General features: G+C 57.0%; 26 protein-coding genes. 16 read left to right on the forward strand and 10 right to left on the reverse strand.

Annotated features, from left to right (window positions below):
* Nucleotides 1-6: 6 nt before the first annotated feature.
* The gene (locus tag QPL94_RS03035) at nucleotides 7-561 is read left to right on the forward strand and encodes a YgjV family protein (protein ID WP_285355434.1); all 555 of its coding nucleotides are present in this window, start codon (nucleotides 7-9) and stop codon (nucleotides 559-561) included.
* On the opposite strand, the gene QPL94_RS03040 is transcribed toward QPL94_RS03035, so the two are convergent.
* Nucleotides 556-1,590 carry a histone deacetylase family protein gene (locus QPL94_RS03040; protein WP_285355436.1) on the reverse strand — a complete coding sequence of 345 codons (1,035 nt, stop codon included), beginning with the start codon at nucleotides 1,588-1,590 and terminating at the stop codon, nucleotides 556-558. The two genes, QPL94_RS03035 and QPL94_RS03040, sit on opposite strands and share 6 nt — an antisense overlap.
* Nucleotides 1,591-1,692: 102 nt before the next feature.
* Here QPL94_RS03040 and QPL94_RS03045 point away from each other — a divergent pair, with 102 nt between their 5' ends.
* On the forward strand, nucleotides 1,693-2,253 hold the full coding sequence (locus QPL94_RS03045; protein WP_285355438.1) for an LOG family protein: 561 nt from the start codon (nucleotides 1,693-1,695) through the stop codon (nucleotides 2,251-2,253).
* On the opposite strand, the gene QPL94_RS03050 is transcribed toward QPL94_RS03045, so the two are convergent.
* Nucleotides 2,223-3,116: a carbohydrate kinase family protein gene (locus QPL94_RS03050; RefSeq protein WP_285355440.1), complete on the reverse strand. Its 894-nt coding sequence runs from the start codon at nucleotides 3,114-3,116 to the stop codon at nucleotides 2,223-2,225. The genes QPL94_RS03045 and QPL94_RS03050 overlap by 31 nt on opposite strands.
* Nucleotides 3,117-3,509: 393 nt before the next feature.
* On the opposite strand from QPL94_RS03050, the gene QPL94_RS03055 reads away from it, so the two are divergent.
* From QPL94_RS03055 to QPL94_RS03095, 9 genes are all read left to right on the forward strand, one after another.
* On the forward strand, nucleotides 3,510-4,457 hold the full coding sequence (locus QPL94_RS03055; protein WP_285355442.1) for a zinc-dependent alcohol dehydrogenase: 948 nt from the start codon (nucleotides 3,510-3,512) through the stop codon (nucleotides 4,455-4,457).
* A gap of 418 nt (nucleotides 4,458-4,875) precedes the next feature.
* Nucleotides 4,876-5,643: a sterol desaturase family protein gene (locus QPL94_RS03060; RefSeq protein WP_285355443.1), complete on the forward strand. Its 768-nt coding sequence runs from the start codon at nucleotides 4,876-4,878 to the stop codon at nucleotides 5,641-5,643.
* 51 nt (nucleotides 5,644-5,694) lie between these two features.
* A complete protein-coding gene (locus tag QPL94_RS03065; protein WP_285355444.1) occupies nucleotides 5,695-5,988 on the forward strand; it encodes a putative quinol monooxygenase in 294 nt (97 codons plus the stop codon).
* A 154-nt stretch (nucleotides 5,989-6,142) separates the two neighbouring features.
* A complete protein-coding gene (locus QPL94_RS03070) occupies nucleotides 6,143-7,273 on the forward strand; it encodes an alcohol dehydrogenase family protein (RefSeq protein ID WP_285355445.1) in 1,131 nt (376 codons plus the stop codon).
* A gap of 231 nt (nucleotides 7,274-7,504) precedes the next feature.
* The gene (gene rho, locus QPL94_RS03075) at nucleotides 7,505-8,539 is read left to right on the forward strand and encodes a transcription termination factor Rho (RefSeq protein WP_285355446.1); all 1,035 of its coding nucleotides are present in this window, start codon (nucleotides 7,505-7,507) and stop codon (nucleotides 8,537-8,539) included.
* Between the two features lie 121 nt (nucleotides 8,540-8,660).
* Nucleotides 8,661-9,062: a hypothetical protein gene (locus QPL94_RS03080; RefSeq protein ID WP_285355448.1), complete on the forward strand. Its 402-nt coding sequence runs from the start codon at nucleotides 8,661-8,663 to the stop codon at nucleotides 9,060-9,062.
* Nucleotides 9,063-9,302: 240 nt separating this feature from the next.
* A complete protein-coding gene (locus QPL94_RS03085; protein ID WP_285355449.1) occupies nucleotides 9,303-9,692 on the forward strand; it encodes a nuclear transport factor 2-like protein in 390 nt (129 codons plus the stop codon).
* Nucleotides 9,689-9,979, forward strand: a complete 291-nt coding sequence (locus QPL94_RS03090) for a YkgJ family cysteine cluster protein (RefSeq protein WP_137436446.1) — start codon at nucleotides 9,689-9,691, stop codon at nucleotides 9,977-9,979. The genes QPL94_RS03085 and QPL94_RS03090 overlap by 4 nt, the downstream gene beginning before the upstream one ends.
* A gap of 43 nt (nucleotides 9,980-10,022) precedes the next feature.
* Complete coding sequence (locus QPL94_RS03095; RefSeq protein ID WP_285355450.1) at nucleotides 10,023-10,373, forward strand: DUF3147 family protein; 351 nt, start codon at nucleotides 10,023-10,025, stop codon at nucleotides 10,371-10,373.
* A gap of 20 nt (nucleotides 10,374-10,393) precedes the next feature.
* On the opposite strand, the gene QPL94_RS03100 is transcribed toward QPL94_RS03095, so the two are convergent.
* The gene (locus QPL94_RS03100; RefSeq protein ID WP_285355451.1) at nucleotides 10,394-12,037 is read right to left on the reverse strand and encodes a tetratricopeptide repeat protein; all 1,644 of its coding nucleotides are present in this window, start codon (nucleotides 12,035-12,037) and stop codon (nucleotides 10,394-10,396) included.
* A 218-nt stretch (nucleotides 12,038-12,255) separates the two neighbouring features.
* On the opposite strand from QPL94_RS03100, the gene QPL94_RS03105 reads away from it, so the two are divergent.
* Both QPL94_RS03105 and QPL94_RS03110 read left to right on the forward strand, forming a co-directional pair.
* Nucleotides 12,256-13,782 carry a flavin-containing monooxygenase gene (locus QPL94_RS03105; RefSeq protein ID WP_285355453.1) on the forward strand — a complete coding sequence of 509 codons (1,527 nt, stop codon included), beginning with the start codon at nucleotides 12,256-12,258 and terminating at the stop codon, nucleotides 13,780-13,782.
* Nucleotides 13,783-13,876: 94 nt separating this feature from the next.
* The gene (locus QPL94_RS03110) at nucleotides 13,877-14,797 is read left to right on the forward strand and encodes a lysophospholipid acyltransferase family protein (protein ID WP_285355454.1); all 921 of its coding nucleotides are present in this window, start codon (nucleotides 13,877-13,879) and stop codon (nucleotides 14,795-14,797) included.
* Between the two features lie 8 nt (nucleotides 14,798-14,805).
* Here QPL94_RS03110 and mltF read toward each other — a convergent pair whose 3' ends face one another.
* Nucleotides 14,806-16,182: a membrane-bound lytic murein transglycosylase MltF gene (mltF, locus tag QPL94_RS03115; RefSeq protein WP_285355456.1), complete on the reverse strand. Its 1,377-nt coding sequence runs from the start codon at nucleotides 16,180-16,182 to the stop codon at nucleotides 14,806-14,808.
* 141 nt (nucleotides 16,183-16,323) lie between these two features.
* On the opposite strand from mltF, the gene QPL94_RS03120 reads away from it, so the two are divergent.
* Nucleotides 16,324-16,779 (forward strand): DUF302 domain-containing protein, encoded by a 456-nt coding sequence (locus tag QPL94_RS03120; protein ID WP_285355458.1) that lies wholly within the window; start codon nucleotides 16,324-16,326, stop codon nucleotides 16,777-16,779.
* A 39-nt stretch (nucleotides 16,780-16,818) separates the two neighbouring features.
* Here the strand turns inward: QPL94_RS03120 and dsbG are convergent, their stop codons facing one another.
* The 6 genes from dsbG to QPL94_RS03150 all read right to left on the reverse strand — a co-directional run bounded on the left by dsbG (nucleotide 16,819) and on the right by QPL94_RS03150 (nucleotide 21,699).
* A complete protein-coding gene (dsbG, locus tag QPL94_RS03125) occupies nucleotides 16,819-17,589 on the reverse strand; it encodes a thiol:disulfide interchange protein DsbG (protein ID WP_285355460.1) in 771 nt (256 codons plus the stop codon).
* A complete protein-coding gene (locus tag QPL94_RS03130) occupies nucleotides 17,586-18,437 on the reverse strand; it encodes a TlpA disulfide reductase family protein (RefSeq protein ID WP_285355462.1) in 852 nt (283 codons plus the stop codon). The genes dsbG and QPL94_RS03130 overlap by 4 nt, the downstream gene beginning before the upstream one ends.
* Before the next feature lie 88 nt (nucleotides 18,438-18,525).
* Nucleotides 18,526-19,842: a tetratricopeptide repeat protein gene (locus QPL94_RS03135; protein WP_285355463.1), complete on the reverse strand. Its 1,317-nt coding sequence runs from the start codon at nucleotides 19,840-19,842 to the stop codon at nucleotides 18,526-18,528.
* A gap of 96 nt (nucleotides 19,843-19,938) precedes the next feature.
* Nucleotides 19,939-20,421 (reverse strand): hypothetical protein, encoded by a 483-nt coding sequence (locus tag QPL94_RS03140; RefSeq protein WP_285355465.1) that lies wholly within the window; start codon nucleotides 20,419-20,421, stop codon nucleotides 19,939-19,941.
* Nucleotides 20,418-21,101: an anti-sigma factor family protein gene (locus tag QPL94_RS03145; RefSeq protein WP_285355467.1), complete on the reverse strand. Its 684-nt coding sequence runs from the start codon at nucleotides 21,099-21,101 to the stop codon at nucleotides 20,418-20,420. The genes QPL94_RS03140 and QPL94_RS03145 overlap by 4 nt, the downstream gene beginning before the upstream one ends.
* Before the next feature lie 13 nt (nucleotides 21,102-21,114).
* Complete coding sequence (locus QPL94_RS03150; RefSeq protein WP_350310601.1) at nucleotides 21,115-21,699, reverse strand: RNA polymerase sigma factor; 585 nt, start codon at nucleotides 21,697-21,699, stop codon at nucleotides 21,115-21,117.
* Between the two features lie 232 nt (nucleotides 21,700-21,931).
* On the opposite strand from QPL94_RS03150, the gene QPL94_RS03155 reads away from it, so the two are divergent.
* Together QPL94_RS03155 and QPL94_RS03160 are read left to right on the forward strand one after the other, a co-directional pair.
* Nucleotides 21,932-24,910, forward strand: a complete 2,979-nt coding sequence (locus QPL94_RS03155) for a hypothetical protein (RefSeq protein ID WP_285355469.1) — start codon at nucleotides 21,932-21,934, stop codon at nucleotides 24,908-24,910.
* Nucleotides 24,911-25,041: 131 nt separating this feature from the next.
* Nucleotides 25,042-26,931: a DUF1302 domain-containing protein gene (locus tag QPL94_RS03160; RefSeq protein WP_285355471.1), complete on the forward strand. Its 1,890-nt coding sequence runs from the start codon at nucleotides 25,042-25,044 to the stop codon at nucleotides 26,929-26,931.
* Nucleotides 26,932-26,939: the final 8 nt, after the last annotated feature.

Here is a 26,939-nt window from a genome sequence, read left to right on the forward strand (position 1 = left end):
ACCCCCATGCTTGAGGGGATAAGCTATACCGACCTGGCGGGCCAGGTCGTCAGCCTGATTGCACTGGGGTTCTGCATTGTTGGCTTCGCCAGCAAGCGGGACGACCGCCTGATGGTGCTGCTGATCTCCGCGAACGTGGCCTTTGCGCTGCAGTTCGCGCTGTTCGGCAGCTGGACGGCGGCGGTGCTGAGTTTGCTGGTGATCGGCCGTATCATGCTGGCCCGGAAGTATCTGGGCAGCTGGAAAGTGATGCTGGCGGTGCTGGCGGTGAACCTGGTGGCGGCTGCGCTGACCTGGCGCAGCCCGGTGGATTACTTCGCCATTGCCGCTGCCATCTTCGGTACCGTGGGCATGTTCATGCTCCGGGGCATCCCCATGCGCTTGATGCTGATGGCCGCCGCCATTGCCTGGATGCTGAATAATATCGTCATCGGCTCTGTGGGTGGCACCCTGGCGGAGGGCATGGTGGTGGTCACCAATTTCATCACCATCTGCCGGCTTGCCCGGATGAAACGCCGGTACCCGGAAGCGTTTGAAAATCTGAAGGAGCCCGGTTCATAGCCGGGCTCGTTCGAACCCTTTCAGCACGTTCACCACATTCACACCAATGGCATCCACATCGTAACCGCCTTCCATGGTGAACAGCGTTGGCAGGTTCAGTTTGCCCAGCCGCTCCCCCATCAACAGGTAGTCTGCGGATGTCAGTTTGAAGAAAGAAATCGGGTCGTCCTCGAAGGTGTCCACGCCCAGGGCAATCACCAGGGCATCTGGCTGCCAGGCTGCGATCCTGGCACAGGCGGTCTCCAGCCCCTCGCGCCAGACACTGAAGGGCGTGCCGGGCGGATAGACAAGGTTGAGGTTGAAGCCCTCGCCAGGACCTTCGCCGGTTTCATCTTCAAACCCCAGAAAATGAGGAAACACCAGATCCGGGTCGCCGTGCAGGCTGATGGTCATCACGTCGTCACGCTGGTAGAAAATGCTTTGGGTGCCATTGCCGTGGTGGAAGTCCACATCCAGCACCGCCACCCGGCGGGCACCCTGATCCCGAAAGGCCTGGGCGGTTATGGCGGCGTTGTTGAAGAAGCAGTAGCCGCCGAACAGATCCGCGTGGGCATGGTGCCCGGGGGGCCGGCACAGTGCGAAGGCGGCGGGTTCGCCGTTGGCCACCAGCGCCTGTGCGGTCAGCGCGACATTGGCAGAAGCACAGGCGGCATCCCAGGTGCCTTCGGTAATGGAGGTTTCGGCGGCGAAGCTGTAGTAACCCAGGCGGCCATCGATGTCTTTCGGTACCCGGTGCCGCATGCCGCGGCCGGGCCAGACCGCTGGAATGGCTTCACCGGGCTTGCCCTCGGCCGTCCAGTCTGCCCAGCTCGTCCTGAGGAAGTCCACGTAGTCTTGGGTATGCACGCGGAGTACCGGGGCCAGGCCGAACTCCTGGGTTTGCAGAACCTCTCCCAGCTGTTCCTGTATCACCCGGCTCAGTATGGTCTCGGCGCGCGACGGCTTCTCATGGGGCGCGATCAGAATGCCGCCGTCGAGCTCTGTTGTGGCCGTGCGGCGGTTGTGCAACGGCGAAAAAACGGTTTTCATGGGAAGATAACCCGTGTTGATGTCAGTGAGTCAGGCACTTTGGGCTGCTGACAGTATATTGCCCAACACGCCAAACAACGAATCAGGTTGCAGGTATCCGTTATGAAAATCGCTGTCTTTTGTGGCTCCAGCCGGGGCAACGATGAACGTTTTGCCGAAGCCGCCGCTGAGTTTGCCGGCTACATGGCAAGCCAGGGCATTGACCTGGTTTTCGGGGGCGGCAATGTAGGCCTGATGGGCGTGGTTGCCGACGCCGTGCTGGCCGGCGGCCGCGAAGTGTATGGTGTTATCCCCGAATCGCTGCGCGACCGCGAACTGGCCCACCAGGGCCTGACCAGGCTGGACGTGGTGGCCTCGATGCACGAGCGCAAGGCGCTGATGGCGGACATGGCCGACGCCTTCGTGGCCCTGCCCGGTGGCCCGGGCACCATGGACGAAATTTTCGAAGCCTGGACCTGGGGCCAGCTGGGCTATCACAACAAGCCCTGTGCCTTCTATAACGTGGATGGCTATTACGACGAGCTGCTGGCCTTCATCCGCAAGATGTCCGGCGCCGGATTCCTCAAGCCCGAATACGCGGATATGGTGATTGTGGAGCAACAGCCGGAAGCGCTGATCTCTGCCCTGAAGAACTATGAGCCACCAGCCCGCAAATGGTCGTAAAGCTTCTGGAGGCTCAGGTTTTCGGCCGCCAGTGAGCGCGAAGTAACACAGAGTGCGCCGCACGCGGCAGCAAGTTGAAGGCAGGTCTGCAGGCTTTGGCCTTCCAGGTAACCGACCAGAAAACCACTGAAGAAGGCATCGCCGGCCCCATTGGTGTCCCGCACCTCATCGACCGGAAACGCCGGCTGCTCCAGCCAACCCCCGTTCCGGTCGAGCAGGGTTGCGCCGTCAGCGCCATGGGTGCACACCACCAGCTCCTTGCCCTCATCGATCATCTCCTCCATAAACCCGCGATAGTCCGCCAGGTTGTCACTGGACAGGAAAATAACGCTGGCGGCATCAATAAACGGTTGATGATGGGGGTTCTGGCCATCGTAATCGTGCAGGTCGGTCCACACGGGTTTGCCCGCGTTCTGGGCTAATGCCAGGGCCGGCTTTGCATAGCCCAGGATATTGACCACTACCAGCTCACCGTTCTCCATGGCAGACCTCACGGGGGCCCAATCAACCGTTGCCGGCTCTCCAGGTGGCTGAACAAAAATGGACACCCGCCCTCCGTGCGGGTCCATCAGGTTCACGTGCTGCTCGGTGGGGGTATCGGTTGTTTCAACCAACAACTCGATTCCCGGCAGGCCCAGGGCACTGCCGGCAAAGCCCGCCTCCTGGTCCCGCCCCAGGAGGGAGTGCAGTATGACGGGACGCCCCAGAGCTGACAGGTTAAGTGCCTTGCCGGCGCCGGTACTGCCGAGGGCTCTATAACTGTCGTTGGGCCAGATCGTCTGCGGTACAGGCTGTGGCAGCGCATCAAGCTGGATCACGGTGTCCACGGAGACACCACCGATGATCAGTATGGGTTTGTTCATGAGTCCGGAACCTTAACGGAAAGATCAGATAATCCTACCCACTATTCCATCGACCCGGCTCCTCCCCGTGGCTACGCCCCTGGGTGTACTTGTACCCGGAGTTATACGAACCGGTTCGCAAAACTCCAGGGAAAGGGCGGGAAACCCTTGTAAGTATCTGATACTGTTGAAGGTGAATTCGAGCGTTGTGGAGTTATACGCCCTTATGGAAGGGAATTCGGCAGGCCAGGGAGGGCGTATAACTCCGACGTTAGCGGTAGTGATCTCCGATTAGTTTTTGGTTTTAAAGAGATTTTCTGGAATCAGAGGAGCCGCTGAAATTGGAGTTATACGAACGGGTGATATACGAACGCGTTCGTATAATACGCAGTTATACAGGGAGGTGTAACCTAAATGAGAGCTCTCCAGCTTAAGGGACCCCAGAAATTAGATCTCGAAAATATTCCTCCGCCGGAGCCACGTCGGGGTGAGATGCTCGTCGACGTTGAGATCACAGGACTGGGCGGAAGCGAAATAGCGGCACTTCAGAGCCCTGGACTCCGGCCTTTGCCAAACATAATGGGGCACGGCTTGTGCGGCCTAACGAGCACTGGCCAGCGGGTGGCAATTTTTCCATTATCAGGCTGTGTGGCATGCCACTACTGCAACGCCGGTCAGCATCAGCTTTGCAACGAATGGAATCTGATCGGCGTTCAAAAGCCTGGGGGCTTTGCCGAACAGGTATCAGTCCCCGAGGGTGCTCTCGTCCCTCTACCTGCAACACTAAGTTGGGAGCAAGCAACGTTTATTGAGCCTTTTGCAAACGCTGTGAATGCTTGGGAGCGAGCTCAACCAAAGTCAACCGACTCTGTGTTGGTAATAGGGGCAGGCTCACTGGGTTTAGGTGTAACAGCCATGGCCCGGGATCAGGGCTGCAAATCAATCTTCGTTTCAGACTTATCGGCCAAACGTTTGCAGGCCGCTTTGTCACTTGGTGCTCGTGAGGCGGCTAGGATCTTCAACCGAGAATTCGACATTGTGTTCGACACTGTAGGCACAGAGGAAACCCGCACTCAGTGCATAAACCAGACAAAGAAAAATGGAAGAAGCGTTTTCCTGGGTTTTTCCGAACAATCACTGACGATTGATTTCACTCGCATGATTCGGGAGCAGAAAACGTTTATTGGCTCCTTTGTTTTTTCTAGGCAACAGTTCGGGAAAGCGATGAAACTGGCACATGGGTGTTGCTCTGAGTGGGTGAGGAATCTGAGCTTTGATGAGATTGAGCGTGAGCTAATGGCATACGCAGACGGCAACTTTAATCCGATCAAATCCGCGCTGCGACCACGTAAAATCGTATAACCAACCGCGTAAGTCGGACGGCTTTCAGCCACCGCTTCGCTCGGCGTTAAAGGCCTTACTCTGGTGTTCTTTGGCTGGGTGTTTAGCCGCAACTTTGGCTGTTGCCGGCAGGCAGAAAACAGTCCTCAGTTTGGCAACAGTTTTGGCCTGTAATTGGGTGTTCAGGTCGCGGGGCAATCCAGCGCATTCGCTTGCAAAATCTGCCCATTCGGTGCTCTGGTTCCTGGCGCCATGGGTCGAGTTGCTGCAAGGTATCGGGAGAGGGCATTCGGGATTGAGTGCCAATACAAAACAATGGGTAACCGGCCCTTAACCAGGCGGTCAACCGGACGCCAAAAGCGTACCGCTTTTGGTTCCCTCCGCTGCGCTCCGGCGCCGGTTACCGCTAGCGTTAAATGGGCAATGGAGGCTCAGATAGGTGATTGAATATTCTTTGGTGTTGGCTGCGGTACTATTTGCTTTTGAGAGAGTAAAGCCTGGCAGTGAAGTGGACAGTAACGCTGGGTGGTATGTGCGAGCCATTTTGATCAATCTTTTACAGCTTGTAGTTCTGGTAGCAGGCTCTCTTACATGGAATGCATGGTTCGAAAGCTTTTCGCTTATTTCACTAGATGAAGGACTGCCTCCTTATGTCTCTGGATTCTTGGCCTATTTCATTTTTACCTTTCTCTTTTACTGGTGGCATCGGCTCAAGCACAACAGCAATATTTTATGGCGGGTTTTTCATCAGCTTCACCATAGCCCCCGTCGCATAGAGGTCCTTGCCGCTAATTATCTGCATCCTCTCGATACCGCGAGCGGTCTGATTCTTGGTTCCTTTATTTGCAGCACTCTGCTCGGACTCGGAGTGGAGGGAATAGCCTGGTATAGCTTGTACCTGAGTTGCATGAGCTATCTCCTCCACGCCAACATTACGGTGCCACGCTGGATCGGATATATCGTCCAAACACCTCAGATGCATCGTCGACACCATGAGTTTGGCAAACATGATTCCAACTACAGCGACATTGTGTGGTGGGATATGTTGTTCGGTACGTATGAAAATCCAAAGCACCCATGCAAGGATTGTGGTTTCACCAAAGAACGTGAGATCAAGGTTTGGGATATGCTGGCGTGCAAAGATGTCCACTCAACCCCATTTAACCAGGCGCTGCAGCCGACCGCTAAAGCGGCGGCTGAGCGCTAGCGTTAGGCACCGAAACACATCGATATCTGTTGTACAAAGGGAGAGAAGGACATGGAAGAAGTCAATTTGCTGGTGTTCATTGAAGTGAAGCCAGGCAAACGTAATGAGCAGATCGAAGCCTATAGAAAACTTAAGCCTACCGTCTTGGCGGAGCAGGGTTGCCTTCGGTATGAATTACTCAGTGATGATACCGATGAGAACAAATTCATCCTTGTCGAAAAATGGGAATCGCAAGCTGCTCTTGATGCACACGATGAATCGGCGCACATGGTAGCTGCTGACGCCCACAGTCCTACGTTTCGCGCAGGGCCAGCAGTCGTGAAGCGCGCAAGCGCAGCGAATTAATGCCGAACAAGCCGCTTAAGTTTGTTCTGCACTTCCCAAAACGCTAGGGTCCCGTTTAGCGCGATAAAAAGTTCATAACGTTAGCTGAAACTCTCATACTGGTTACGACCTACGCTGCTGCGGTCACGAAATTCCCACCTTATTTGGAACACCCATGCCCGATCTGACCTACCTACGACCATTCGATCCCGCCCGTTTCAACATTCGCGGCCACCAACCGGTGATGAAAGCGGTGGTGATCACTGGCACCGGCGGGTACGACCGGCTCGACTACCGCGATGTCCCCATCCCGGTGCCGGGGCCGGGGGAAGTTTTGCTGAGGGTCTTGGCGGCCGGGGTCAACAACACAGAAATCAATACACGGCTTGGTTGGTATTCCTCGTCGGTTCAAGGCGGCACCGAGCAATTATCGGAAACGAACGATGCGCCAACAATTGAGGACGGTGGGTGGAATGCCTCAACACCGTTTCCCTTCATTCAGGGAACAGACTGTTGTGGCGAAGTGGTCGCCTGGGGTGAAGGTACAAAAGGGCCGGATATTGGGAAGCGGGTTCTTGTCAGGGCCTGTATGCGTCTGAACGGGTTCGATTCCCTGGATAATCTCTGGATGGCATCGGATTTTGACGGCGCTTTTGCTCAATACGTCACCGTACCGGCCAGCGAGGTATTTGAAATCCAGAGCGACTGGAGTGACGTTGAGCTTGCCACTATCCCCTGTGCCTATGGAACGGCGGAAAATATGTTGCATCGAGCAGGCGTTAACAGCGCAGACCGCGTGCTGGTTACCGGGGCCTCGGGCGGGGTCGGATCAGCGGTTGTCCAGTTGGCCAAGCGCCGGGGTGCCTATGTGATCGCGGTAGCCGGCGAGAGTAAGCTGGAATCTGTCAGGGGTCTGGGGGCCGACCAGGTGATAGCCCGGGGCCTGGACTTGTCGACCGAGGTTCAGGACTCTTCAGTGGATGTTGTGATCGACAATGTCGCCGGTGATCAGGTCGGGAAGCTGTTGAAGTTGATGGCTCGTGGTGGCCGATATGCGTCGTCTGGCGCGATTGCCGGTCCGATCACCACCATCGATATGCGCGATTTTTATCTCAAGGACCTGACGCTGATCGGTTGCACAGCCTGGGACGAACCGGTCTTTTCAAATCTTATCGACTACATTGAAAAGGGTGAGATACGACCTCTGGTCGCAAAAACGTTTGAGCTGAAAGACATAGCGATTGCGCAACAGGAATTTCTCAAGAAGACGCATTTTGGAAACTTTGTATTGGTGCCGCCACAATGAGAGCTTCTCCTTGTAGGCAATAAGTGGAAGGGCTTTTCCAAATCCAAAGGCTTTAACAATGCAATCCACGCGATAAGCGCGTGATTGCTGGCGGTATGAGTTGGATCCGAGATACCTATGATTACGAAAAGCCGTACGAAAAACCGGGACTTATTTTATGCACACTGGTTTTTTGCCTTGGGCTGGCTTTGTCGATAATGGTCTTCAGCAATCTGTTAGGGCTTCTGTTTTTTGGCGTTATCAGCCCATTTCGAAAAATATCTATCAAACAAGAGCCATCAAACAGCTATGACGAGAAAGACATTAGGCTTAACCCGGAAACCAAATAAAGACGCTAAACCAGTGGCTAAGGAAGCCGAAGCTATGGTTGAGGTTGACGGTGAGGCTGATCCACAAAAACGTTTTTTAAACGGTGTGGCTATCAATCCAACGCCGGGGATTCGCCTGGAGTCAGGTTCCGAAAAACTCACGGTGCGCGCGATGGATTTGATCACGCCGATTGGAATGGGGCAGCGGGGTTTGATAGTTGCACCGCCGGGGTCTGGAAAGTCGACGATTTTAAAAGATATTTGCCAGGCGGTGGGAAAGGCGTATCCCGACATTAAACTTTACGCGTTATTGATCGATGAGCGACCCGAAGAGGTGACTGATTTCAAGCGTAGCGTCCCGGCTGAGGTACACGCTTCTTCTTCGGATGAAAGCTATGCTCATCACGCTCGCGTTGCCGATGAGCTTCTTGATATCGCTCGCCAACAAGCTGGCGAGGGTCACAACGTCATGATTGTGATTGATTCTCTCACGAGGCTTGCGCGTGTGCACAATGCGGAGCGAAAGAGTAGCGGTCGTACTATGTCTGGCGGGGTTGATGCTCGAGCGATGGAGATCCCGCGCAGGTTGTTTGGCGCTGCACGAAACATTGAAAATGGCGGCTCGCTTACCATTTTGGCAACCGTTTTGGTTGATACCGGCAGCCGTATGGACCAGGTTATATTTGAGGAATTCAAGGGCACGGGGAACATGGAGCTGGTTTTATCAAGAGAGGTTGCGAATCAGCGAATCTTCCCCGCGCTGGACATTTCGAAAAGCAGTACACGCCGTGAAGAGCTGCTGTTGGATCCGAAAAATTTGGACAAAATAAGAGCGTTGCGCCGGGCGCTTAGCGGTCTCAAACCGCTAGAGGGCACAAAAAAGCTGGTTGATCTGCTCGAGAAGTACCCTACAAATTCCGAGCTTCTGGAAAACATCCCCGGGACGCCCATCGATTGATTCCGTGGTGCCTGCTGGCGTTATACCTCAAAGGAGGATTCTGAATGAAGCCAAGGATCAGCATGATTACGCTGCGCTCCGGCACGCCGCAAAGCCGCGCCAGGCGCTATAGGAGCAATCGATGCCTACGGTAGTCGCTTTAAAGGCATTGGTGATCTGGGCCAGCATTCTTGTTCTGGCTGTTGCCAATGGAGCACTTCGCGAGTCCGTACTTATACCGGGGGTCGGAACTCCGGCCGCACTCGTGGTGAGCGGGTTGCTACTTTCAACCTTGATCATTGGCGTGGCGTACTTATCGCTTCCCTGGCTGCAAATTAGCCGCCCCGTTCAGCTCTGGGCCGTTGGGTTGGGCTGGCTAGCACTCACACTCGTTTTTGAGTTTTCATTGGGGCTCTGGCAGGGCAAGTCGTGGCCCGAGTTGCTTGAGGCGTATACATTCAAGAACGGCAACATCTGGCCTGTTGTTCTCGCGGCAACGGCCCTTGCACCGTACATTGCCGCGCGGCTGAGGGGTTGGGCCTAGTGTGCCTAACCAGCTGCTGCACTCGGAAAATTACTCGCTGCGCTCCCAATTTACCGGTGAGCATAGGTGTTATTGACCTGGCCAATACCATTGCGATCAAGTCCATTCTGGATTTCCCACAAACTCATTTGTCATAGCCAGCTATTTGGTATATCAGTGGGGTCGGTACACCACTTTTTTATGGCATGTACGCGAAACCGGGCATCCAAATCGTTCCCATCGTAGAAGTGGAGTTTATCAATGCAGCCAAAAGACATCGTGGCGCAGTTCATCGCCGATATTAGTGCCCAGCGTTTTGATGAGGCAAAGTCCTTGCTGGTTGCTGAGGGGTTTGAATATGTAGGGCCGAATATGCGCTTCCTTAGTCGGGATGACATGCTGTCTTACCAGTTCGGAATGGTTGCCATTCAGAAAGACCTGGTCCTCCGGCAGCTCAGCGCCGAAGGTGAGCACGTGTTCGCAATTCTGGATTACCTGACCAACTATGAACCGATCGGAGATGTACGGCTTGCCGTCTGGTTTCGTGTCCAGAACGACAAGATACAGAAAGTTGAAGCCTTCTATAATGCGGCAGTGGTTGAAAACATGCTGGGAGGCAACCTGCCTTCAGCTGGCAGTAAAGATCCATGACTATTCCCGTTAAAAATATTACTGACCCAGAGATCTCTTGCTCAAATTGCCAGGCTTGCTGCTGCCGTCTGGAAGTCATGATAATTTCTGACACCGGCGTTCCAGAGCGACATATTGCTGTCGACGAATGGGGCGGTGAAACCATGTTGCGGTTGGCGGATGGCTGGTGCTCGGCGATCGATCGGGATACCTTCATGTGTACAATTTATGAGAATCGCCCCTGGATCTGTCGGGAATTTGAAATGGGTTCCGATGAATGTCTTGATGAACGAGCAGAGTTCATGTGAGCTCGGATCTTTGAGGAACTACCACGGCAAGAGGTAGAGACAATTGACTTATTACATTACGAAAGTCGCCGTTACCGCTGTCCTGGTTGTCCTGATTTCTGAAATCTCCAAACGCAGCTCCTTTATCGGGGCGGTGCTGGCGTCAGTGCCGCTGACCTCAGTTCTGGCGATGCTCTGGCTCTACATAGACACGGGAGACATTGGCAAAGTCAGCGAGCTTGCAGGCAGCGTGTTCTGGCTGGTTCTGCCATCCCTGGCACTGTTTGTTGCGCTGCCGGTCCTGCTGACACATGGGGTCAACTTTTACCTCAGTCTTGCCGTGTCCATCGGAATCACCGCGATCTGCTACTGGTTAATGGTGGTTGCTCTGCGCCACTATGGCGTAGAGCTTTGAAGTTCGTATAACCGGACATGTCAGAACCGTGAATCGGTAAGAACCACATCAGCGTGTTGCCAGGCGTCCAGAAAGCGGCGCTGTACCTCTTCGGCCTCATAGCCATTCCCCTGCTGTCGAAGCGCCTTCATCAGCCCGAACAGCGACCAGCCATTGTCTGGAAACTCCTGCAGGTCTTGCCGGTACACCTGCTCCGCACGACCGGGCTGGCTGGCTTTCAGTAATACAGCGCCAAGGGCCTGGCGTGTCGGATAGTGCCAGCTTGGAGGTTCGTCGTAGTTCAGCGCATCTTCGCGTTCTACTGCTTGCTCAAGCCTGTCGATGGCGACGTCAAACTCCCCCTCGGTGGCGGCGATTTCTCCTGCAAGCGAGTGGGAGGCGATTTCCAGAATGTGACGGCTCTTGTTGATGTCCCAGACAGTGACCCATTTGAGGCGGGGATCGGCCCGTAGCTGATCGAGTCGTGCCAGTTCGGCCCGGGCGGCTTTGTAATTGCCCTGGCGTGCATAGGCCATGCCCCTGGCATAGTGGTACACCGCCCGCGGGTAGACCAGGTCTTCGGCGGGTTCCTCCAGGTTCAGTATCCGGTCCCATTTACCAAACCGGACATAGGCGTAAACCGGTGTTATCCAGTAGTGCTGGAGCGTGGTCAGCGGGCGCAGGCGCATGGTTTCGGTGTCGACCATGCCCGCCATTTCCTGTGCCAGACGGATTGCCAGCTCACTGCGTCCTTCAAGCGTGGCAGTGGACCAGCCAAAGTGGTAGTTGTGGGGCACGTAACCCAGCCGGTACACACTCTGTGGGTCCACCTGTTCCAGGTAATTCTGGTCGGCCTCGATGGCATCCAGGTTGGCTTGCGTGGCATTGTGGTAACGGCCCACCCGAATGTATATGTGAGCTGGCATGTGTACCAGGTGGCCGGCAGCGGGCACCAGATCCTCAAGCCGCCTGGCTGCGTCCAGCCCCTGGCTCGGGTCACCCGCCTCCACCGTGTGGATAAGTAGATGGTTCGCGTGAGGATGGTCGGGCTTACGCTGCAAGACACTCTTCAAGGTTTTCAGAAGGGTTTCCGTTCTCGCTTTCGGCGCACCATTCTCCCGCCAGTAGTCCCACGGCGTCAGGTTCATCAGCGATTCGGCGTGAATGACCTGGGCGTCGAGATCATCGGGGTGGTCTGCGGCAACCTGCCCCATTGCCCTGGCAAAGGCTTCATCCCGTGAGGATCGGTCCTCCACTGCCTCGGGCCCATAGCGCTTTGTCAGAGCCTTGATATAGGCCTGCTCCCGGGCACTGGCTTTGCTCGCCGCGGCTTGGGCTTTTTGCAGTAATTCCCAGGCTTTCGTCGCGTTCTCCGGGTTCATGGCAGTGTTAATGTTGGGGCCCAGCACCCAGGCGGCGCCCCACCAGGCCATGGCGGCATCCGGGTCCAGCTCGGCGGCCTGCAGGAAGGACCGGTGAGCCTCGGGATGGTTAAAACCAAAGGCCAGAACCAGGCCCTGGTCAAAATAACGTTGCGCTAATTCGGAGTCGGTGGTGATGGGGTGGTGGTGATCGCCCAGCCCTTCAAAGAGTGGCGCGCGACTGGCGTCGCTTTGGGCAAGTGTATTGAGCGGTGCGGTGAGGATAAGCACTACTATGAGTGCTATCGCTTTGGTCGGTGTCATGAGTCCCTCCTTTCAGGCAGCACCTGAACAGGCATGTTGGACAATCTTTCAGGTTAGTACCTATAAGTGGATGCTGCAAAGACTGACCGAAACGGCACCCAGGCCCCCGCTTCGGGCCAATTTCCAGGTGTCCTTTCCTGGGGTATTCTCAAACTGTCGGCGTGGGCCACCACGTTGAAATATTGATAAAAACAACAACAGTCGCGGCAAGGATGGGTATGAGCAAGCAGCATGTAGACCTACTGATTATCGGGGCCGGTGTATCCGGCATTGGTATGGCCTGTCACCTCAAGCGGGAATGTCCGGGCAAGTCTTTCACCATTCTTGAGCGCCGGAAATCCCTGGGCGGTACCTGGGACCTTTTCCGTTACCCTGGCATCCGTTCCGATTCAGACATGTACACCTTTGGCTATAACTTCCGCCCCTGGACCAGTGGCAAGGTTCTCGCGGATGGCCCATCCATCAAGCGGTACGTGAGTGACACCGCTGCGGAAAACGACATCGAAAAACATATCCGCTACGGGGTGGCGGTGACACACGCGGAATGGTCCGCCACTGACAAGTGCTGGACGCTGACGGCGGTGAAAGAGGCGACCGGTGAAATACTCACCTTCACCGCCAGCTTCCTGATCGGCTGCACGGGTTATTACAATTATGACGCCGGCTACAAGCCCGACTTTCCCGGTGAGGACAGCTTCAAGGGCCAGATTGTGCACCCCCAGCACTGGCCGGAGCACCTGGATTACGCCGGTAAGCGCGTGGTGGTTATTGGCAGCGGCGCCACGGCCATAACCCTGGTGCCCACCATGGCGCAAGAAGCCGAACACGTCACCATGCTGCAGCGCTCGCCCTCCTATCTGATGCCGCTGCCGTCAAACGACAAGTTGGCGATGTTCTTCCAGCGAATGCTGCCGGCGAAATCCGCCTATCGCCTGACACGGGCGCGGAATGTGGCGGTTGCCCGTTTTCTGTATAACCGCTCCCGCAAGAACCCGGGAATCATGCGGCGGCTGATGCTGGGCCTGGTGCGTCGGCAACTGGATGGCAAGGCTGATATGAGCCACTTTTCGCCCAGCTACAATCCCTGGGACCAGCGGCTGTGCGTGGTCAAGGATGGTGATCTGTTCGGGGCTATCCGCTCTGGCAAGGCGTCGGTTGTGACGGATCATATCGAGAGCTTCACGGAGCAGGGTATTCGCCTGAAATCCGGCGAGGAACTGGCGGCCGATATCATCATTCCGGCCACGGGGCTGGATATCCAGATGCTGGGGGGCATGGATCTGGTGGTTGATGGTCAGCCTGTGGTTTTGCGGGACAAGATTATCTACAAGAATGTGATGGTCGAGGGTGTGCCCAACGCCGGCATGATCTTCGGTTACACCAATATTTCCTGGACCTTGAAGGTAGACATTGCTGCAGAATACCTGTGTCGGCTGTTGAACCATATGGATGCCCACGGCAATCGCGTCTGTGTGCCCAGGGATACCGGCGACAGCCGCGGTGAGGGCACCGTGATGGGCGGGCTGGACTCCGGATACATTCGCCGCGCGGATGATCGCCTGCCACGCCAGGGTTCCCATGGGCCCTGGAAGGTTACCCAGGACTACGTGGCAGACGTAAAAACCCTGAGGTTTGGTCCGATTGAAGACGGTTATCTGGAATTCGATGGTATTCGGCCAGTGGAAAACACAGCGCCCCGGAGCGGTTTTCTGCGGCCGCTGAAGTCGGCCCTGTTCGGTTCCTGAGGCCCGGCCGCCAGCTTTCCGGACACATTTGGAAGTACACTTTGCCCGGATTCTGTGGCAGGCTCGTTGCTCGTCTTCGAACAGGCAAAGATGTATGTCCGGCAGTAAGAACAAGAACAGCAGGCCCTTGTGGCACCCCGCATTCTGGCCCTCGTGGCTTCTGGTATTCACGCTGTATTTGCTTTCCCTGTTGCCGATGACGGCCAAGCAACGCCTTGGCCGTCGGCTGGGCTATGTGCTGGAGCGCAAACTGAAGTCCAGGTCCCGCGTGGCCCATACCAACCTTGCTACCTGTTTTCCCGAACTCGACGAAGCGGCCCGTAAACAGCTGGTGCGCGATAATTTCGTGGCCTGTACCCGCGGTTTTCTGGAGAGCATCCACGCCTGGTGGCGGGATATGTCGGGGTATTGCGAGGCGGCTGAAGTCCACGGCCTGGAGCACCTGAAGGAAGCTCAGGCCAGGGGCAAAGGCGTACTGCTGATTGGCGGGCACTACAGCATTTTCGATTTTGCGCTACCGTTGATTGCCTGCCACCTGAGAAAACCGGGTTACATGTACCGCCCAAACAACAACCCGGTGATTGACCGCATGATCGAAAATGGCCGTCGGCGCCATTTCGGTATCCGGCCTTTCACCAAGCGCGAGTTGCGGCCACTGGTGTCGTTCCTGAAAAAAGGCGGCGAAGTCTGGTTTGCCTGCGACCAGGATTTCGGCAAGAAGACCGAGCTTTTCGTGCCGTTCTTCGGCACTGAGGCCGGGTGTATTACCTCGCCCAGCTATATTGCCAGGGTTTCCGGTGCGTCGGTTATCTGTGTGAGCCACCTTCGGATGCCGGATGGGCGCTATCGCGTCATCTTTTCACCAATCCAGGAGAGTTTCGGCGCGGATGCGCAGAGCGACACCCAGGCCTGGAGCCGCTACATTGAAGACACCATCCGCGAACAGCCAGACCAGTACCTGTGGTTGCACAAACGCTTCAAGACCCGTCCCGAGGGCGCTGAAAAAGTATACTGAGGCAGCGGCTACTCGAAAGATGCGCTGATCACATCCCGGTAGTTACGGATGCGTTGCACATAGTGCACCGGCTCATAGCCGCGGGCATAACCGTAACGGGTGCTCGGGTAGTAGCGCTTGTCGGCTTTCAGCGGCAGAACCTCTTTCATGTCGTCCCAGGAATCAGGGTTCTTGCCCAGCTCCCGCGCCAGTTGGCGGGCGTCCAGCAGGTGGCCGCGGCCGATGTTGTAGCTGGCCAGTGCCAGGAAGGTGCGATCCGGCTCGGGAATGGTGTCTGGTAACCGGCGATGGCGATCGGCCAGGTAGCGTGCTCCGCCATCAATGGCGGCCGCCGGGTCCAGGCGATTGGTGACGCCCAGGGATTCTGCCGTGTTCCGGGTGAGCATCATGATGCCGCGTACGCCGGTGGGGGACACAGCTGCCGGGTCCCAGTGGGATTCCTGGTAAGAGAGCGCCGCCAGGAGATCAGCGGGCATGCCGGTGTTGGCTTCGGCGTCAGAAAATCGCTTGATGAAGTTCGGCAACCGGTCATCAATGCGGCGGTTCAGTGCTCTCAGGTCGACGAAGTCAAATTCACCGATGTAAGCGTAGTACCGGCTTTCCATGTAGCCGATGGCCTCATCGCCGGCGGTGCTGTTCATCCACTCGCGGGCAGTGCCGGCCAGACTTTCAGAACCAGCCGGAAGATACCACCCGAGATTGTTTCCGGTGTTCAGGTTCATCGCCACTTCCAGGTGTGGGAAGTGGCGGCGCATTACCTGGACAATGTTCGAGTCGGCCACCGTACAGTCAATGGACTGTTCGGCTACTGCAGCCAGCAGGATTTCTGTCGTCCGGTTTTTGTCCTCACTGAACTCAATCCCCTCATGCTCACTGGCTAGCCGCTCCAGTGTTTCCACGTAACTGGCCTCTGCGGTGACAGTAATGCCGACACCGGCCATGGCATCGGGGGTGCGTGGCATGGGCCGCATGTCCCGGTGGCAGACCAGTTGCTCGATTATTTCAGTATGAGCCGGGCCGCGAACGAAGTGCTCGGTTCTGGAGGGCAGGTGGGTCAGCCCGGCTGCGGCAATGTGGGTGTTTCCTGACTCCAATGCGTCGAGCACAGCCGAGGTGGACTCGTGCATTGTCCAGTTGACCTCCCAGCCCTTGCTCTGTGCAAATCGTGTAATCAGGCTGTGTTCAGGGCCGGAAGGATTTTCATGACGGTCCAGATAGTAAGTGGTGGAGCCGTTGCGGGTGGCGACTTCCAGCACTCCGGTTTCTTCCGGCGGTGCGAGTGCTTCTGCTGCTTCGTCGTTGTTCATGGATTTTGCGTCACCCTGGCTGCAACCAGCGATAACGAACAAAAAAGGAAACAGCGCACCAATAAGCTTCGGAGTCATCAAGGACCTCTTAAATCTGGATTCACTTCTTCATTACGGGCCTTTAACCAGTATGTATCACTATAGTCCATTACTGATGCGGGCAGTGCATTGCAGACTGGCCTATGCTGTAGGCACGGTTTCAAACAAGAGGAGACACCGATGCTTTCCATATTCAGGCGCCTGGCAGGCATTGTCATGCTGGCTCTTCCCCTGTCTGTGTTGGCAGCAGAGGGTATGGTGACCGTTAAAAGCAACCACAGCGCCGACGCCACCGCCGACAAGCTGGAGGCCGTGCTTGAAGAAAAGGGTATGACGGTGATGAACCGTATCAACCACACTACCGGAGCCGACAAGGCGGGCCTGGAATTGCGACCCACGGAAGTGGTGATCTTCGGCAATCCGAAGGTAGGCACGCCGCTGATGCAGTGCGCCCAGAGTGTGGCCATTGATTTGCCACAGAAAGCGCTGATATGGGAAGACAGTGAGGGCGTTGTCTGGCTTGGCTATAACGACCCTGAGTACCTCAAGCAACGCCACAGCATTGAGGGTTGTGATGGGGTTATCGAGAAAGTGAAGGGAGCGCTTGCCGGCTTTGCCAAAGCTGCCACGGAGTGAGTCCCGCCGTACTGGCTGGCGGGACATCATCCGGTGGAATCAGGGGCGAGGGCCCATCATGCGTTTGAGTGCCTGTGGATTGGGAAGGCCCTGTACCATGGTGATTTTTCCATCCTCTCCTTTGTAGAGGGTGCTGGGCGTGGCCTGTAAGCCCATTTCCTGCATCAGGCTGTTGTTGGCTTTTACCTCCAGATGAGCCGCGCTCACGCGCTTGCGGTCCACCTCTATACCACCCTGCTCGAAGGACGTCTGATGCTCATGCATCGCCGCTTCGGGGTTTTCGCTGCCGAGAATGGTGGCGGCTTTGGTCAGGCTGTCTTCTTTGAGAATGCCCACCATGATGTGGCGCAACTGGACCTTGCCGGCGTCGATCCAGGGCTCGGCCTGCTGGCGGAAGCGATAGCAGTAAGGGCAATTGGGATCGGTGAAGGTGTAAATGACGGTGTTTGCGTCTTTGTCACCATCCCGTACCCAGTGGCTGTCTTCCAGTTCCGGCCAGGCATTTTCGAACTTCGGGCCCACGACAAGTTTCTGGATGCTGGCCTCGCTCAGGTTGTTGCCTTCTTTGTCCAGCATTGTGCCCACGATCACGTGATCGCCGTCGGGGGTCAGATAGAAGGCCAGGGAACGGCCCCGCATTTCTCCGACATAGCCGGTCATTCCACCGGGGGCGTCAAAACTCTCTAGAACCTCGACACCCTGTTGCTCCAGTTGCTGGATCGCCGGTGGGTTCTCCTCGGCCTGGACACTGGTTGCAATAACAGCTGTTGATAGCAGGGCGCCGTGCATTAAACGTTGCAGTGGGGTCATCGTGATGCGGTCTCCTTCGACGGTGATGGTTCGAGATGGCTGGCGTCGAAGCGTTCAAGGCCCCGCGCCAGGCTGGCTTTGGAGAGTTCGCCCATGTGGCTGTCCACCAGCTTGCCGTGGGCGTTATAGAACAGGGTGGTTGGCAGGCCCTGACTGCCGATGGCGCGGCCGAAGCCACCCTGCCGATCGCTGAGCACATGGTCGAGCGTCAGGTTTTGCTTGCTGAGAAACTGGCTGATGGTTTCGGGGTGCTCGCCCTGGTTGGCAAAGACAAAGTTGACCCCGGGGTAGTGGTCCTGGGCTTGCTCCAGCACCGGCATTTCGCGAATGCAGGGCGGGCACCAGGTGGCCCAGAGGTTGACCACCGTGGGCTGCCCCCGGGTAAGGGCGTCCAGATTGACCGGTTGCTCGTTCAGGTCGGTCAGGGCGACGTCGGGCAGGCCCTGGGTCTGATTGTCGATCATGGCAATCACGCCGGTGGTGAAGCCCCAGGTCATCAGGCCAGCGGCCACGGCAAACCCCAGTGGACGTCGGATGTTGGTGCGCCGCCAGAGCAGGTAGCCGGTGAACACCAGTGCCACTACCAGGCCAGACACCACGTCGAAGCCGCCATCGCGAATGTCGATGATGCCCAGCCAGTCGTCCTGGTAGTGCTCAAAGTACCGGACTACAAAGCCGATCCGTGCGCCCAACATGGCTGCGAGGAAAATATCAGCCAGGGCGCCGGATATCGGAAGGTTTTCCTTGCGGCCGGCCAATGCCCCTACAATCAGGGCAATGATAAAAGCCAGCACCAGCAACAGATGTCCTATGGAAAGGCTGAAGGGACCAACGCCTACACTGAGCATGACTTCTCCGGTCATCGGGGGTTTTGTTTAGGGTACGGCGCCTAGTGACCCGTAATAGGGATCGGAGTTCCATCTTTCTGCGCCGGGTTCAGAATCTGACGGCAACGCTGGCGGTGGCAGTATGGCGGTCATAACGGTAGCGATCGATGTTGCTGTCATTGTCTGTGCGGTCAAGATCCACACTCAGGGAGGTGCGGGCTGAGAAGCGGTAGGTGGTGCCAACAGAGAGGGTGTAACGCTTGTCTTCGCGGCGTATGGTCAGCGTGCCTTCGGGAATCCGCAGCTGGTGAGGCGTGCGGTAGTAACTGAAGCGAAAGCCGGCCCCAGCTTCAACGGTCAGTTTATTGGTGAGACCGTACCCGACGCTCGCATCAAGGCCATGTCGTTCCGGTGACACACTGAAGAACTCATTTTCGGTGTCCAGATTGTCACGATCATTGTACTCGGCGCGATACCTCAGTTTTCCGGACCAGTTTCCGGGCCGGATCCGGTATTGGGCGTCAAGCCGATACATCTGCCCTTGATAGGCTTCGAATCCGGGCTCGGGGAATATTTCGGCAGCTTCAGCTTTAATCACGCACCGAGAGCCCGGTCCCGGGCAGCTGCGGGTGGTGATGCCGGCCGTCAGCCGCGCGCGGAGCTCCCTTGTTCGCCGGTCACGCCAGATATAGTCGCCGCCAAGACCGACACTGATCTGCCCCGGTGCAGTTTGCTGTAGCCATCTTGTTTCGGCCTGAATCACCTGCAGATCAAAGTCATGTTCGGAAGGGTACTGGCGCGAAAACAACTTGAGATCCGAGCGAAGCCCGGCCATGGCATCGCCGTAAAGGTAGTAGGAGGCGGCGGCAAGCGCTTCGATAAAACCACTGTCCAGTTGCTCCGGAGCGGTATCCGGAAACAGTGCGACATTGTCCTCATAACCCCCACCCACGGATATCAGGCCCGCCCAACGTTTTCCGGCCACTGGCCGGGCTGCTTTCAGGTCGAGTCGTTCGAGCTGTCGGGTGGCAAGTGATATCAGGTTATCGTCCGGGTCTGAGGCAAGTACTTCCCGGAACGCTGCTGCTGCTTCAGGCTGGTTCTCCCGTGCCAGTGCCGTAAGTCCGATGTTGTAATAGGCCAGTGCTTTTTGCCGGGTCGGGATGAGCTGTCGGAAGGTTTTTTCGGCTTTTTCGTACAGTCCGAGCTTGTAATAGACAACACCAAGGTTGTAACTGAGCGAGCGGGAGCTCAATCCCTGCTCGGCTGCGGACTCGAGATAGCGGCGCGCCTTGTCCAGTTCGCCTTCATTGAAAGCCTGAACGCCGGCACGGAAGTGGGCTTTTGCCTCTGGTGTCTTTCCCTGAGCACTGGCTGTCGAAAGGGCTACACACACAGCGAGAACGACTGGCAGAAACCTGCGCAAATACTCTCTCCGGATAATCTGAACTGGAACTCAGAGTATAACAGCGATTGGCCAGGCCAGCGCCAGTCCGGAGGTTAGTAACTGTGACGCCTGTATCTACTGCTGTTCGGTGCCCTCCACGTTCAGTGGGTCGTCGTTCAGCAGGTTCAGGTCTGTATCAAGGTTCAGGTCGGTATCACCAGTACCCGGGAGTTCCAGCTCTGGCTCATCCAGGCCGGGCAAATCCAGTTCGGGTTCTTCCTCGATGATCTCGCCGGGGAGCTCGATGCCAAGTGCATCACGCGATTCCCGTGACTCCTCGGCAAGGGTGTCTTCAATATCCAGCATGTCTTCGCGGGTTTCAGCCGCGAAATCGTCCGAATCCATCTGCATGTCACCAAAGTCTTCTGCCCCGGCAGGCGAATCCACAGACTCCGGAAGCTCGAGCTGCTGAACGAAGGAGTCGTCCAGCTCCTGATCGTCTGTGACCATTCTCATGGTCACATCAAGGTCATCCTGAGCCTGGGAGAGGCCCGGCGCTGCAAGCAGAGCACAGAAGGTGGCCGGAGCGAGCCAGTGTGTAAGGATGTTGCTGTTCATGATGAGGGCTCCGTGTTTCCTGGTATGGCGGTACTGAATGTCTTGCGCCGGGTTCCATCATCCAGGTGAGCAACCAGCTCTCCGGAGCCCGGAAACAGTACGTTTATCGGCAAAGCCAGTACGTTGTCGCCTTCCTTGAGATTAACCTTCCAGCTGATGGTTTGGCGGCCCGGGAACGGCGCCAGTTCGGCATTGGGTGGCAGTTCCAGTGTCAACCTAACGTTTTCCATGGCCCGCCGGGAATTGAATGCCAGCCTGACGGTTCTCACTTCAGGGCTGCTTTGGATCTGAGTGGCCGGCTCCGCCGTGTTCCGCTCTGATGTCTCAGCCAGATCGTTGCCGGATGGCCCCACGTCCACAGGGCCAATCTGCATGCCAATGAAAATGCCGAGGGCAAGCACGGCGGCAACCGCAGAAGCCCAGAGCGGGGCTTTTGGTAAGTCCGAGCGGTGGCGGGCGCTGCCAGACAGTGCTTTTGCACGAACCCGTGCTTCGAAATCGGCATTCGGCTCGGGAATGGTCTGGGCCATGATGCCTTTCTGCAAGCGTCGTTCATCCTCCCAGAGTTCTGAGCAGTCGGGGCATACGGATGCATGGGCTTGGAGGGCTTCCTGTTCCTGCGGCGGGAGTTCACCGCGAACCAGGCTGTCGACCTCTTGATGGAACTGACGACACGTCATGGCATTCACCTCTTCATCCCTCACGTTGTTGCCTTTCGAAAGGTTCCAGTTGTTTTTTCAGCCGCTCGCGCATGAAGGCCCTGCACCGGTGCAACCGTGATTTTATCGTACCCACCGGGACGTCCAGAACCAGTGCTATGTCTTCCTGTCGCCAGCCATCGGCATCGTGAAGCAGAAGCAGGGTTCTCTGGTCCGGGGGTAGGGTGTTGAGCAGGCGTTTTACAGTGTCGTCAATGCGTGTCTGGTCAATGCCACTGGACGCATCCGGACTTGCTTCGCCAAGGGATTCCATAAAGGCGGTCTGGTTCTCAGCAGCAACCAGTGTACTTGCACTGATTTCTCTCTGGCTGGACTGCTTGCGGGTGAGGTCAACAAAGTGGCGGTAAAGAACACGATTGAGCCAGGGCTGTGGCTGTTGCACCTTCTCCAGTTCGTCCAGCCGGGGATACAGTTTGACGATCACGTCCTGAACCAGATCTTCTGCATCCTGTTGCTGGCCGGTCAGTCGGTAGGCGAAGTTATACATGCCTCGCATGTAGGGCAGAACAAGCCGGTCAAAACGCTTTGACTGCGATGATCGAAACGGGAGCAATGCCAATCTGTTTCCTCGGTCCGTAGTCGGGACGGGTTGCCAAATGATGAACATACCATCCTTCTCTGCCTCTGTTCGAGACAAATTTCGCGTTGCAAGAACCAGTTAGCCCCCGTTTTCGTGCCGGCTCCCGACGCAGCGAAAAAATTTTTGGAACCACTGCAATTAGACTTCCGTGTAAGGCCGAAAGACACAGGACGTGCTCCGAAATACAAAAAACGAACAGAGGTATGCAAGTATGTTCACTCGCCAAGCATCGCTACTGACGCTGGCTATCGCGTCAATCGGCCTGACAGGTTGTTTTGAAAGCAGTAGCGAAACCACGAAAAACGCGGACCCGACTTACACCATTACCAACCCGGGGTTAGAGCGTGGCACCCACCCGCTTTTCGATCCGCTGGAAACCGAATTCCCCATTCCCAGTGACGCGCTCTTCTATCTGAGCGAAGTTGATGACGGCACCATGCTCAACGGCAGTGACCCGGCAAACCCGGTAACCACTGGCATTGGTTTCCTTGACGGTAATTCTGTTCTCGCCCCCATAGACATCAAGATCAGCGCCAGTATCGACAGCCAGCAGGCACTGGACGCACGGGATTTTATTTCGGTGGATGGCGAGGTTGTTCCCAATCCTGACCAGAACGTATTCCTGGTTCCCCTGGAGTACGCCAGTGGTGACAGTCTGCGGCAAGCCACCGGAGAAGTGGCGGGAATCGTTCCAGAGAGCCGCTACCGGAGGGCGTTAGCACTGGAGAAGAGCGGTAATAACGCCGAAGCGGACGCCATCTTCGAATCCCTGGTCGAGGAAAAGCTCAGGGTAGAGCTGCTGGATATCGATGGTGGCCAGAACAACATGATTCGCGTACTGCCGCTTCAGCCCCTGGCGCCCAAGACCCGTTACGCACTGGCTATCACCAACGATATTGTCGACTCGGAGGGAGAGCCGCTGGTGGGAGCACCCACCTACCAGTCGGTGGCTGATCCGGAAGCGATACTTTCCAACGCCGCCTTCGAGCCATTCCGCGAAGCGCTGTTGCCCGCCCGCCGGCTGGTTTCCGACTACTTCGATTTCAAGCGGGAAGCTGATGCGGCCTCCGGGTTTCCGGCCACCTTTGACGATGTGGTGTTCTCCACCACCATCACCACCACGGCAATCGATGACGTGCTGCTGGCCAATGCCGCTCCGGTAACGTTTTTCCGCTCCAGCCTCCGTATCCAGGCCCGCCAGCAAGGGCTGGAGCAACTGACAGCAGGTTTCTACAATCTGAGCCAGCAACCCCTGGATGACTCGGCGACAGCAGAGCAGCAGAGCATCAATGACCGGATCTTTACGATTCTGACCGACACCGGTTTCCGTTTTTACGATGCGGAGCTGGCGAATTTGCTGAGTGATGCGCGGGACCAGGGTATGGCGATCGGCTACGGGGATATTGTCGGCGACAGCCAGGTTGACCGGCGCGTAGCCTTTGCCCTGCAGACGGCGGCAGCAATGGCGGTGGACAACGTGACGGATCAGGAGAGTGAAGCCCAGGCCCTTGCTACCGCCGCAGAGGATGTTCTTGACACCCCGAAACCGCGGGCTGTACGCATCTTCAGTCAGCGGGATGGCGGCGACGTCAATCCGGCGCTGGCGCAGGAAGTCGCCGGCACACCGCTGAATATCCATGTGTATGAGGGCGAGATCTCACTGCCGTATTACCAGGGTATTCCGGAAGAAGCCGATGGCTCGGCCATACAGTCTGCCAGCTGGACGCCGACAGACTTCAGCGAGAACGACTCCCTGGAAGCTGCACCTTCAGACCGCATCAGCTACCGCTTTCCGTTTGTCGAGAAAACCGGAGAGACCACGGTCCCGGTAGTCGTGGCAGCACCTGACACAAACCAGCTGGTGATTGCTGGCCAGGCCCCGGTGAATGGCTATCCGGTCATCATCTACCAGCATGCCATTACCACAGACCGCTCCGCGATTCTGCCGCTGGCAACCGCCGCCGGTCTGTCCTGTGCTGACCCGAACAACAGCTTCGATTGTTTCGTGACCATCGGTATCGACCAGCCCCTGCACGGGATCTTCGGTGAAGGTGTTGTTGGTCTGAACCCCATCACAACCCAGACCGGGGCCTCGGCGGAGGCGACCGAGCGCCATTTCGGGTTTGCCGCCAACGATGCGATGAATGCCGTCCCCGCTGCGGAACTGCAGGAACCGGAATCGGGTGGTTTGTTCCTGAACTTTACCAATTACGCCAACACCCGGGACAACATGCGCCAGGGCGCGCTGGACCTGCTCAATGTCAACGCCTCACTGCAGGCCATAGAGGATGCCATCGACGCCTGTCAGGCGGCGGGCAACTGTGCGCAGACTCTGAATATCGACCCCAGCCGTGTTTATTTCCTCAGCCACTCGCTCAGTGGCATGGGCGGCGCAGCGTTTCCTCCAGTCAACAACGCCGCCGCCCAGGCCGGCAACAGCAACCTGGGTGAAGTTCAGGCTTCAAACCTGCTGAACACCGGTGGCCAGTTCACCCGTCTGCTGGAAAACTCGCAGTCACTGGCGCCACAGCTTCTGCCAGGGCTGGATGCAGCCTCCGATGGCCTGTTGGCCCAGGGGCGCACGGAACTCAACATCTACTTCAATGTGTTCCAGGGCCTGCTGGATTCTGCAGACCCGGTCGCCTACGCCGGTTTCTACCGGGATACCAACACCCTGTTAACCGAAATCGTTGGGGTGGATGGTGACCCGGAGCGCCCGACTGACGATACCGTTCCCAACTCGGCCGACGAGCTGCTGTATTCAATGGGAGCACTTGAAACCACGGTTGCTGAAACCGGATTCGTGATCAGCAGTGAAAATGCCCCTCTCGCCGGCACTGACCCATTGGCAGCAGGCATGGGCGCGGTATCAACCCCCCTGGCGAATGGACTTCCAGCTATCACCCGTTACCTGGAAGGCTCCCACGGCAACCCCGTCTCTGCGGGTCAGAAAAGCGCCGATGGCTTCTCATCACGGGCGGTATTCGACGAGATGATTGCCCAGATGCTGGAGCTGTTCAGTAACGGCACGGTTTCGGTGACCAACCCCTGTGTCGTCCAGGACGCCGACACCTCTGGGACCGATTGTTCCGCTGATGGCAATACCGATGCCGGTGATGAGCCAGGCAGCGGTACAGACGACGGCAGCGGAGACGGCGGTGACGGTCTGCTGGATGGTGGCCTTCTCTAGAGCACCCGGACCCTGAAGACAGCGTCGCCGTTTCCCGGCGGCGCATTCCCGATCAAACCTCGATTATCGATGGCGAAAAATTCCATCCACGGGGATGGCTACGCCTTCAGAAAATGTGGAGTCACGAACCAATGACAACAACAAACCTGCATCGCACGCGCCTGGCACTGGCTGTCAGCGCATTTTTCGCCGCTGCCCCGGCTACGGCCTTTGATTTCGACTTCTATGAAATCGATGCGTCTTTTTCCACCACGCTGACGGCGGGGATCGGCTACCGGCTGCAGGATCAGGACAAGGACCTGATCTCACAAGGCAACCTGGGGCCGGAATTCGCGTTCAGCAATACCGGTGCCTCGTCCAACAATTTCGACGATGGCAACCTCAATTTCGAGCAATACGAGCCCTACTCCCAGCGGGTTCAGGGCCGCAGCGAGCTGTTCCTCGACTACGCGCCGGACAGCGACTATCTGACAAGGATCGGGGCGCTGTTACGGGGCACCTACTACTACGATTATGAACTGCGTGATAACCCCCGCGCCGAGGACCCGGTGGGCCAGCGCAGAACCCTCAATGATGAAGCGAGGGATAACGCAGCCGGTGCCGACCTGCTGGACGCCTATGTTTTTACCGACTGGTATTTCGGCAATACGCCGGTTTCGGTTCGCTATGGCCGCCAGGTGGTTAACTGGGGCGAAAGCACCTTTATTCTTGGGGGTATCAATGCGGTCAACCCCATTGATGTGCCGGCCTTCCGGGCGCCTGGTGCTGAACTGAAGGACGTTCTGTTGCCGGTGGAATTGCTCTACACATCCGTCGGGATTACGCCGGAAGTGACGGTGGAAGGCTTTGTTCAGACTGACTGGGAAAGCTTCCGGATTGATGACTGCGGCACGTTCTTCTCTTCGGCGGATGTTGCCGCGGATGGATGTGGCCCGGTACTGCTTGCAGGTCAGGTACCGGATTCCCAGGCCCTCGAGGAAGGGTTTGTGTCGCCGCGCCTGGGTGACAGGGAGCCCGGTGACAAGGATCAGTTTGGTGCCGCTGTGCGCTGGTATCTTACAGACTTGGGCGCCGAGCTCGGTTTCTACTACACCCGTTATCACAGCCGGCTGCCCTACATCAGTGGCGTGGTGAATAATCCTTCGGATCCGCAGGGCAACCAGAAAAGCGACCCGAACCTGCCACATTCGAGATTCCCGAGCTACTTCATTGAATACCCCGGCGACATCGATCTCTACGGCGTCAGCTTCAACACCACCTTGCCAACCGGCACGTCGCTGGGTGCCGAATACAGCTTCCGCCCCAACATGCCGATTCAGTGGAATACCTTTGAGCTGATCTATGGCGGGTTGCAGCAGCGGGGCCCTGATGGCCAGGTCATCAGCAAACTGGAACAGCAACAAAGGGACCAGGATCCTGACTTCAACTATGCCGGCAAGGCGGTGGACGGTTACGACCGTTACAACGTTTCCCAGGCCCAGGCCACGGCGATCCACTTCATCGACCGGGTTATGGGTGCAGCGCGATTCATCATTGTGGCGGAAGTCGGCGCCACCTACGTTCACGACCTGCCCGGCACATCGGAAGCCCGTTACGGACGTTCTGGCATCTATGGTGTGGGGCCGGTACCGCTGGACGGTGATAGCTTCACCGGTGATTTCTGCAGTGAGGGTACCGATGATGACCCCCGCCTGAACATCAACGCCAGTAATTGTGGCAGTGATGGCTTCACCACCTCATTTTCGTGGGGTTACCGCGCCCTGTTTGCCTGGGATTACCCCAGTGCCTTTGCCGGCGTGAATCTTCTGCCGAAAGTCTTCCTCTCCCATGACGTGAAAGGTTATGCCCCCGATCCCGGTGGCAATTTCAACGAGGGTAACAAGTCGGTGGGTCTTGGCATCGATGCCAATTACCAGAACGCCTACAAGGCAACCCTGAGCTACACCACTTATTTCGGAGGCGAATACAACGTTATCAACGATCGCGATTTCATCGCGGCCTCTGTTTCTTACTCATTCTGAGCCCATTA

Origin of the sequence: Marinobacter sp. SS13-12 (assembly GCF_030227115.1) — a bacterium.
GTDB lineage: Bacteria > Pseudomonadota > Gammaproteobacteria > Pseudomonadales > Oleiphilaceae > Marinobacter.

What these genes read in the sequence shown, in the direction of transcription:
- mltF (WP_285355456.1), bottom strand. Translation starts at nt 16,182, where the DNA reads ATGACTCCGAAGCTTATTGGTGCGCTGTTTCCTTTTTTGTTCGTTATC.
- dsbG (WP_285355460.1), bottom strand. Translation starts at nt 17,589, where the DNA reads ATGACCCCACTGCAACGTTTAATGCACGGCGCCCTGCTATCAACAGCT.
- QPL94_RS03040 (WP_285355436.1), bottom strand. Translation starts at nt 1,590, where the DNA reads ATGAAAACCGTTTTTTCGCCGTTGCACAACCGCCGCACGGCCACAACA.
- QPL94_RS03055 (WP_285355442.1), top strand. Translation starts at nt 3,510, where the DNA reads ATGAGAGCTCTCCAGCTTAAGGGACCCCAGAAATTAGATCTCGAAAAT.
- QPL94_RS03085 (WP_285355449.1), top strand. Translation starts at nt 9,303, where the DNA reads ATGCAGCCAAAAGACATCGTGGCGCAGTTCATCGCCGATATTAGTGCC.
- QPL94_RS03140 (WP_285355465.1), bottom strand. Translation starts at nt 20,421, where the DNA reads ATGAACAGCAACATCCTTACACACTGGCTCGCTCCGGCCACCTTCTGT.
- QPL94_RS03100 (WP_285355451.1), bottom strand. Translation starts at nt 12,037, where the DNA reads ATGACACCGACCAAAGCGATAGCACTCATAGTAGTGCTTATCCTCACC.
- QPL94_RS03065 (WP_285355444.1), top strand. Translation starts at nt 5,695, where the DNA reads ATGGAAGAAGTCAATTTGCTGGTGTTCATTGAAGTGAAGCCAGGCAAA.
- QPL94_RS03110 (WP_285355454.1), top strand. Translation starts at nt 13,877, where the DNA reads ATGTCCGGCAGTAAGAACAAGAACAGCAGGCCCTTGTGGCACCCCGCA.
- QPL94_RS03035 (WP_285355434.1), top strand. Translation starts at nt 7, where the DNA reads ATGCTTGAGGGGATAAGCTATACCGACCTGGCGGGCCAGGTCGTCAGC.
- QPL94_RS03105 (WP_285355453.1), top strand. Translation starts at nt 12,256, where the DNA reads ATGAGCAAGCAGCATGTAGACCTACTGATTATCGGGGCCGGTGTATCC.
- QPL94_RS03090 (WP_137436446.1), top strand. Translation starts at nt 9,689, where the DNA reads ATGACTATTCCCGTTAAAAATATTACTGACCCAGAGATCTCTTGCTCA.
- QPL94_RS03145 (WP_285355467.1), bottom strand. Translation starts at nt 21,101, where the DNA reads ATGACGTGTCGTCAGTTCCATCAAGAGGTCGACAGCCTGGTTCGCGGT.
- QPL94_RS03045 (WP_285355438.1), top strand. Translation starts at nt 1,693, where the DNA reads ATGAAAATCGCTGTCTTTTGTGGCTCCAGCCGGGGCAACGATGAACGT.
- QPL94_RS03130 (WP_285355462.1), bottom strand. Translation starts at nt 18,437, where the DNA reads ATGCTCAGTGTAGGCGTTGGTCCCTTCAGCCTTTCCATAGGACATCTG.
- QPL94_RS03080 (WP_285355448.1), top strand. Translation starts at nt 8,661, where the DNA reads ATGCCTACGGTAGTCGCTTTAAAGGCATTGGTGATCTGGGCCAGCATT.
- QPL94_RS03155 (WP_285355469.1), top strand. Translation starts at nt 21,932, where the DNA reads ATGTTCACTCGCCAAGCATCGCTACTGACGCTGGCTATCGCGTCAATC.
- QPL94_RS03120 (WP_285355458.1), top strand. Translation starts at nt 16,324, where the DNA reads ATGCTTTCCATATTCAGGCGCCTGGCAGGCATTGTCATGCTGGCTCTT.
- QPL94_RS03050 (WP_285355440.1), bottom strand. Translation starts at nt 3,116, where the DNA reads ATGAACAAACCCATACTGATCATCGGTGGTGTCTCCGTGGACACCGTG.
- QPL94_RS03070 (WP_285355445.1), top strand. Translation starts at nt 6,143, where the DNA reads ATGCCCGATCTGACCTACCTACGACCATTCGATCCCGCCCGTTTCAAC.
- QPL94_RS03160 (WP_285355471.1), top strand. Translation starts at nt 25,042, where the DNA reads ATGACAACAACAAACCTGCATCGCACGCGCCTGGCACTGGCTGTCAGC.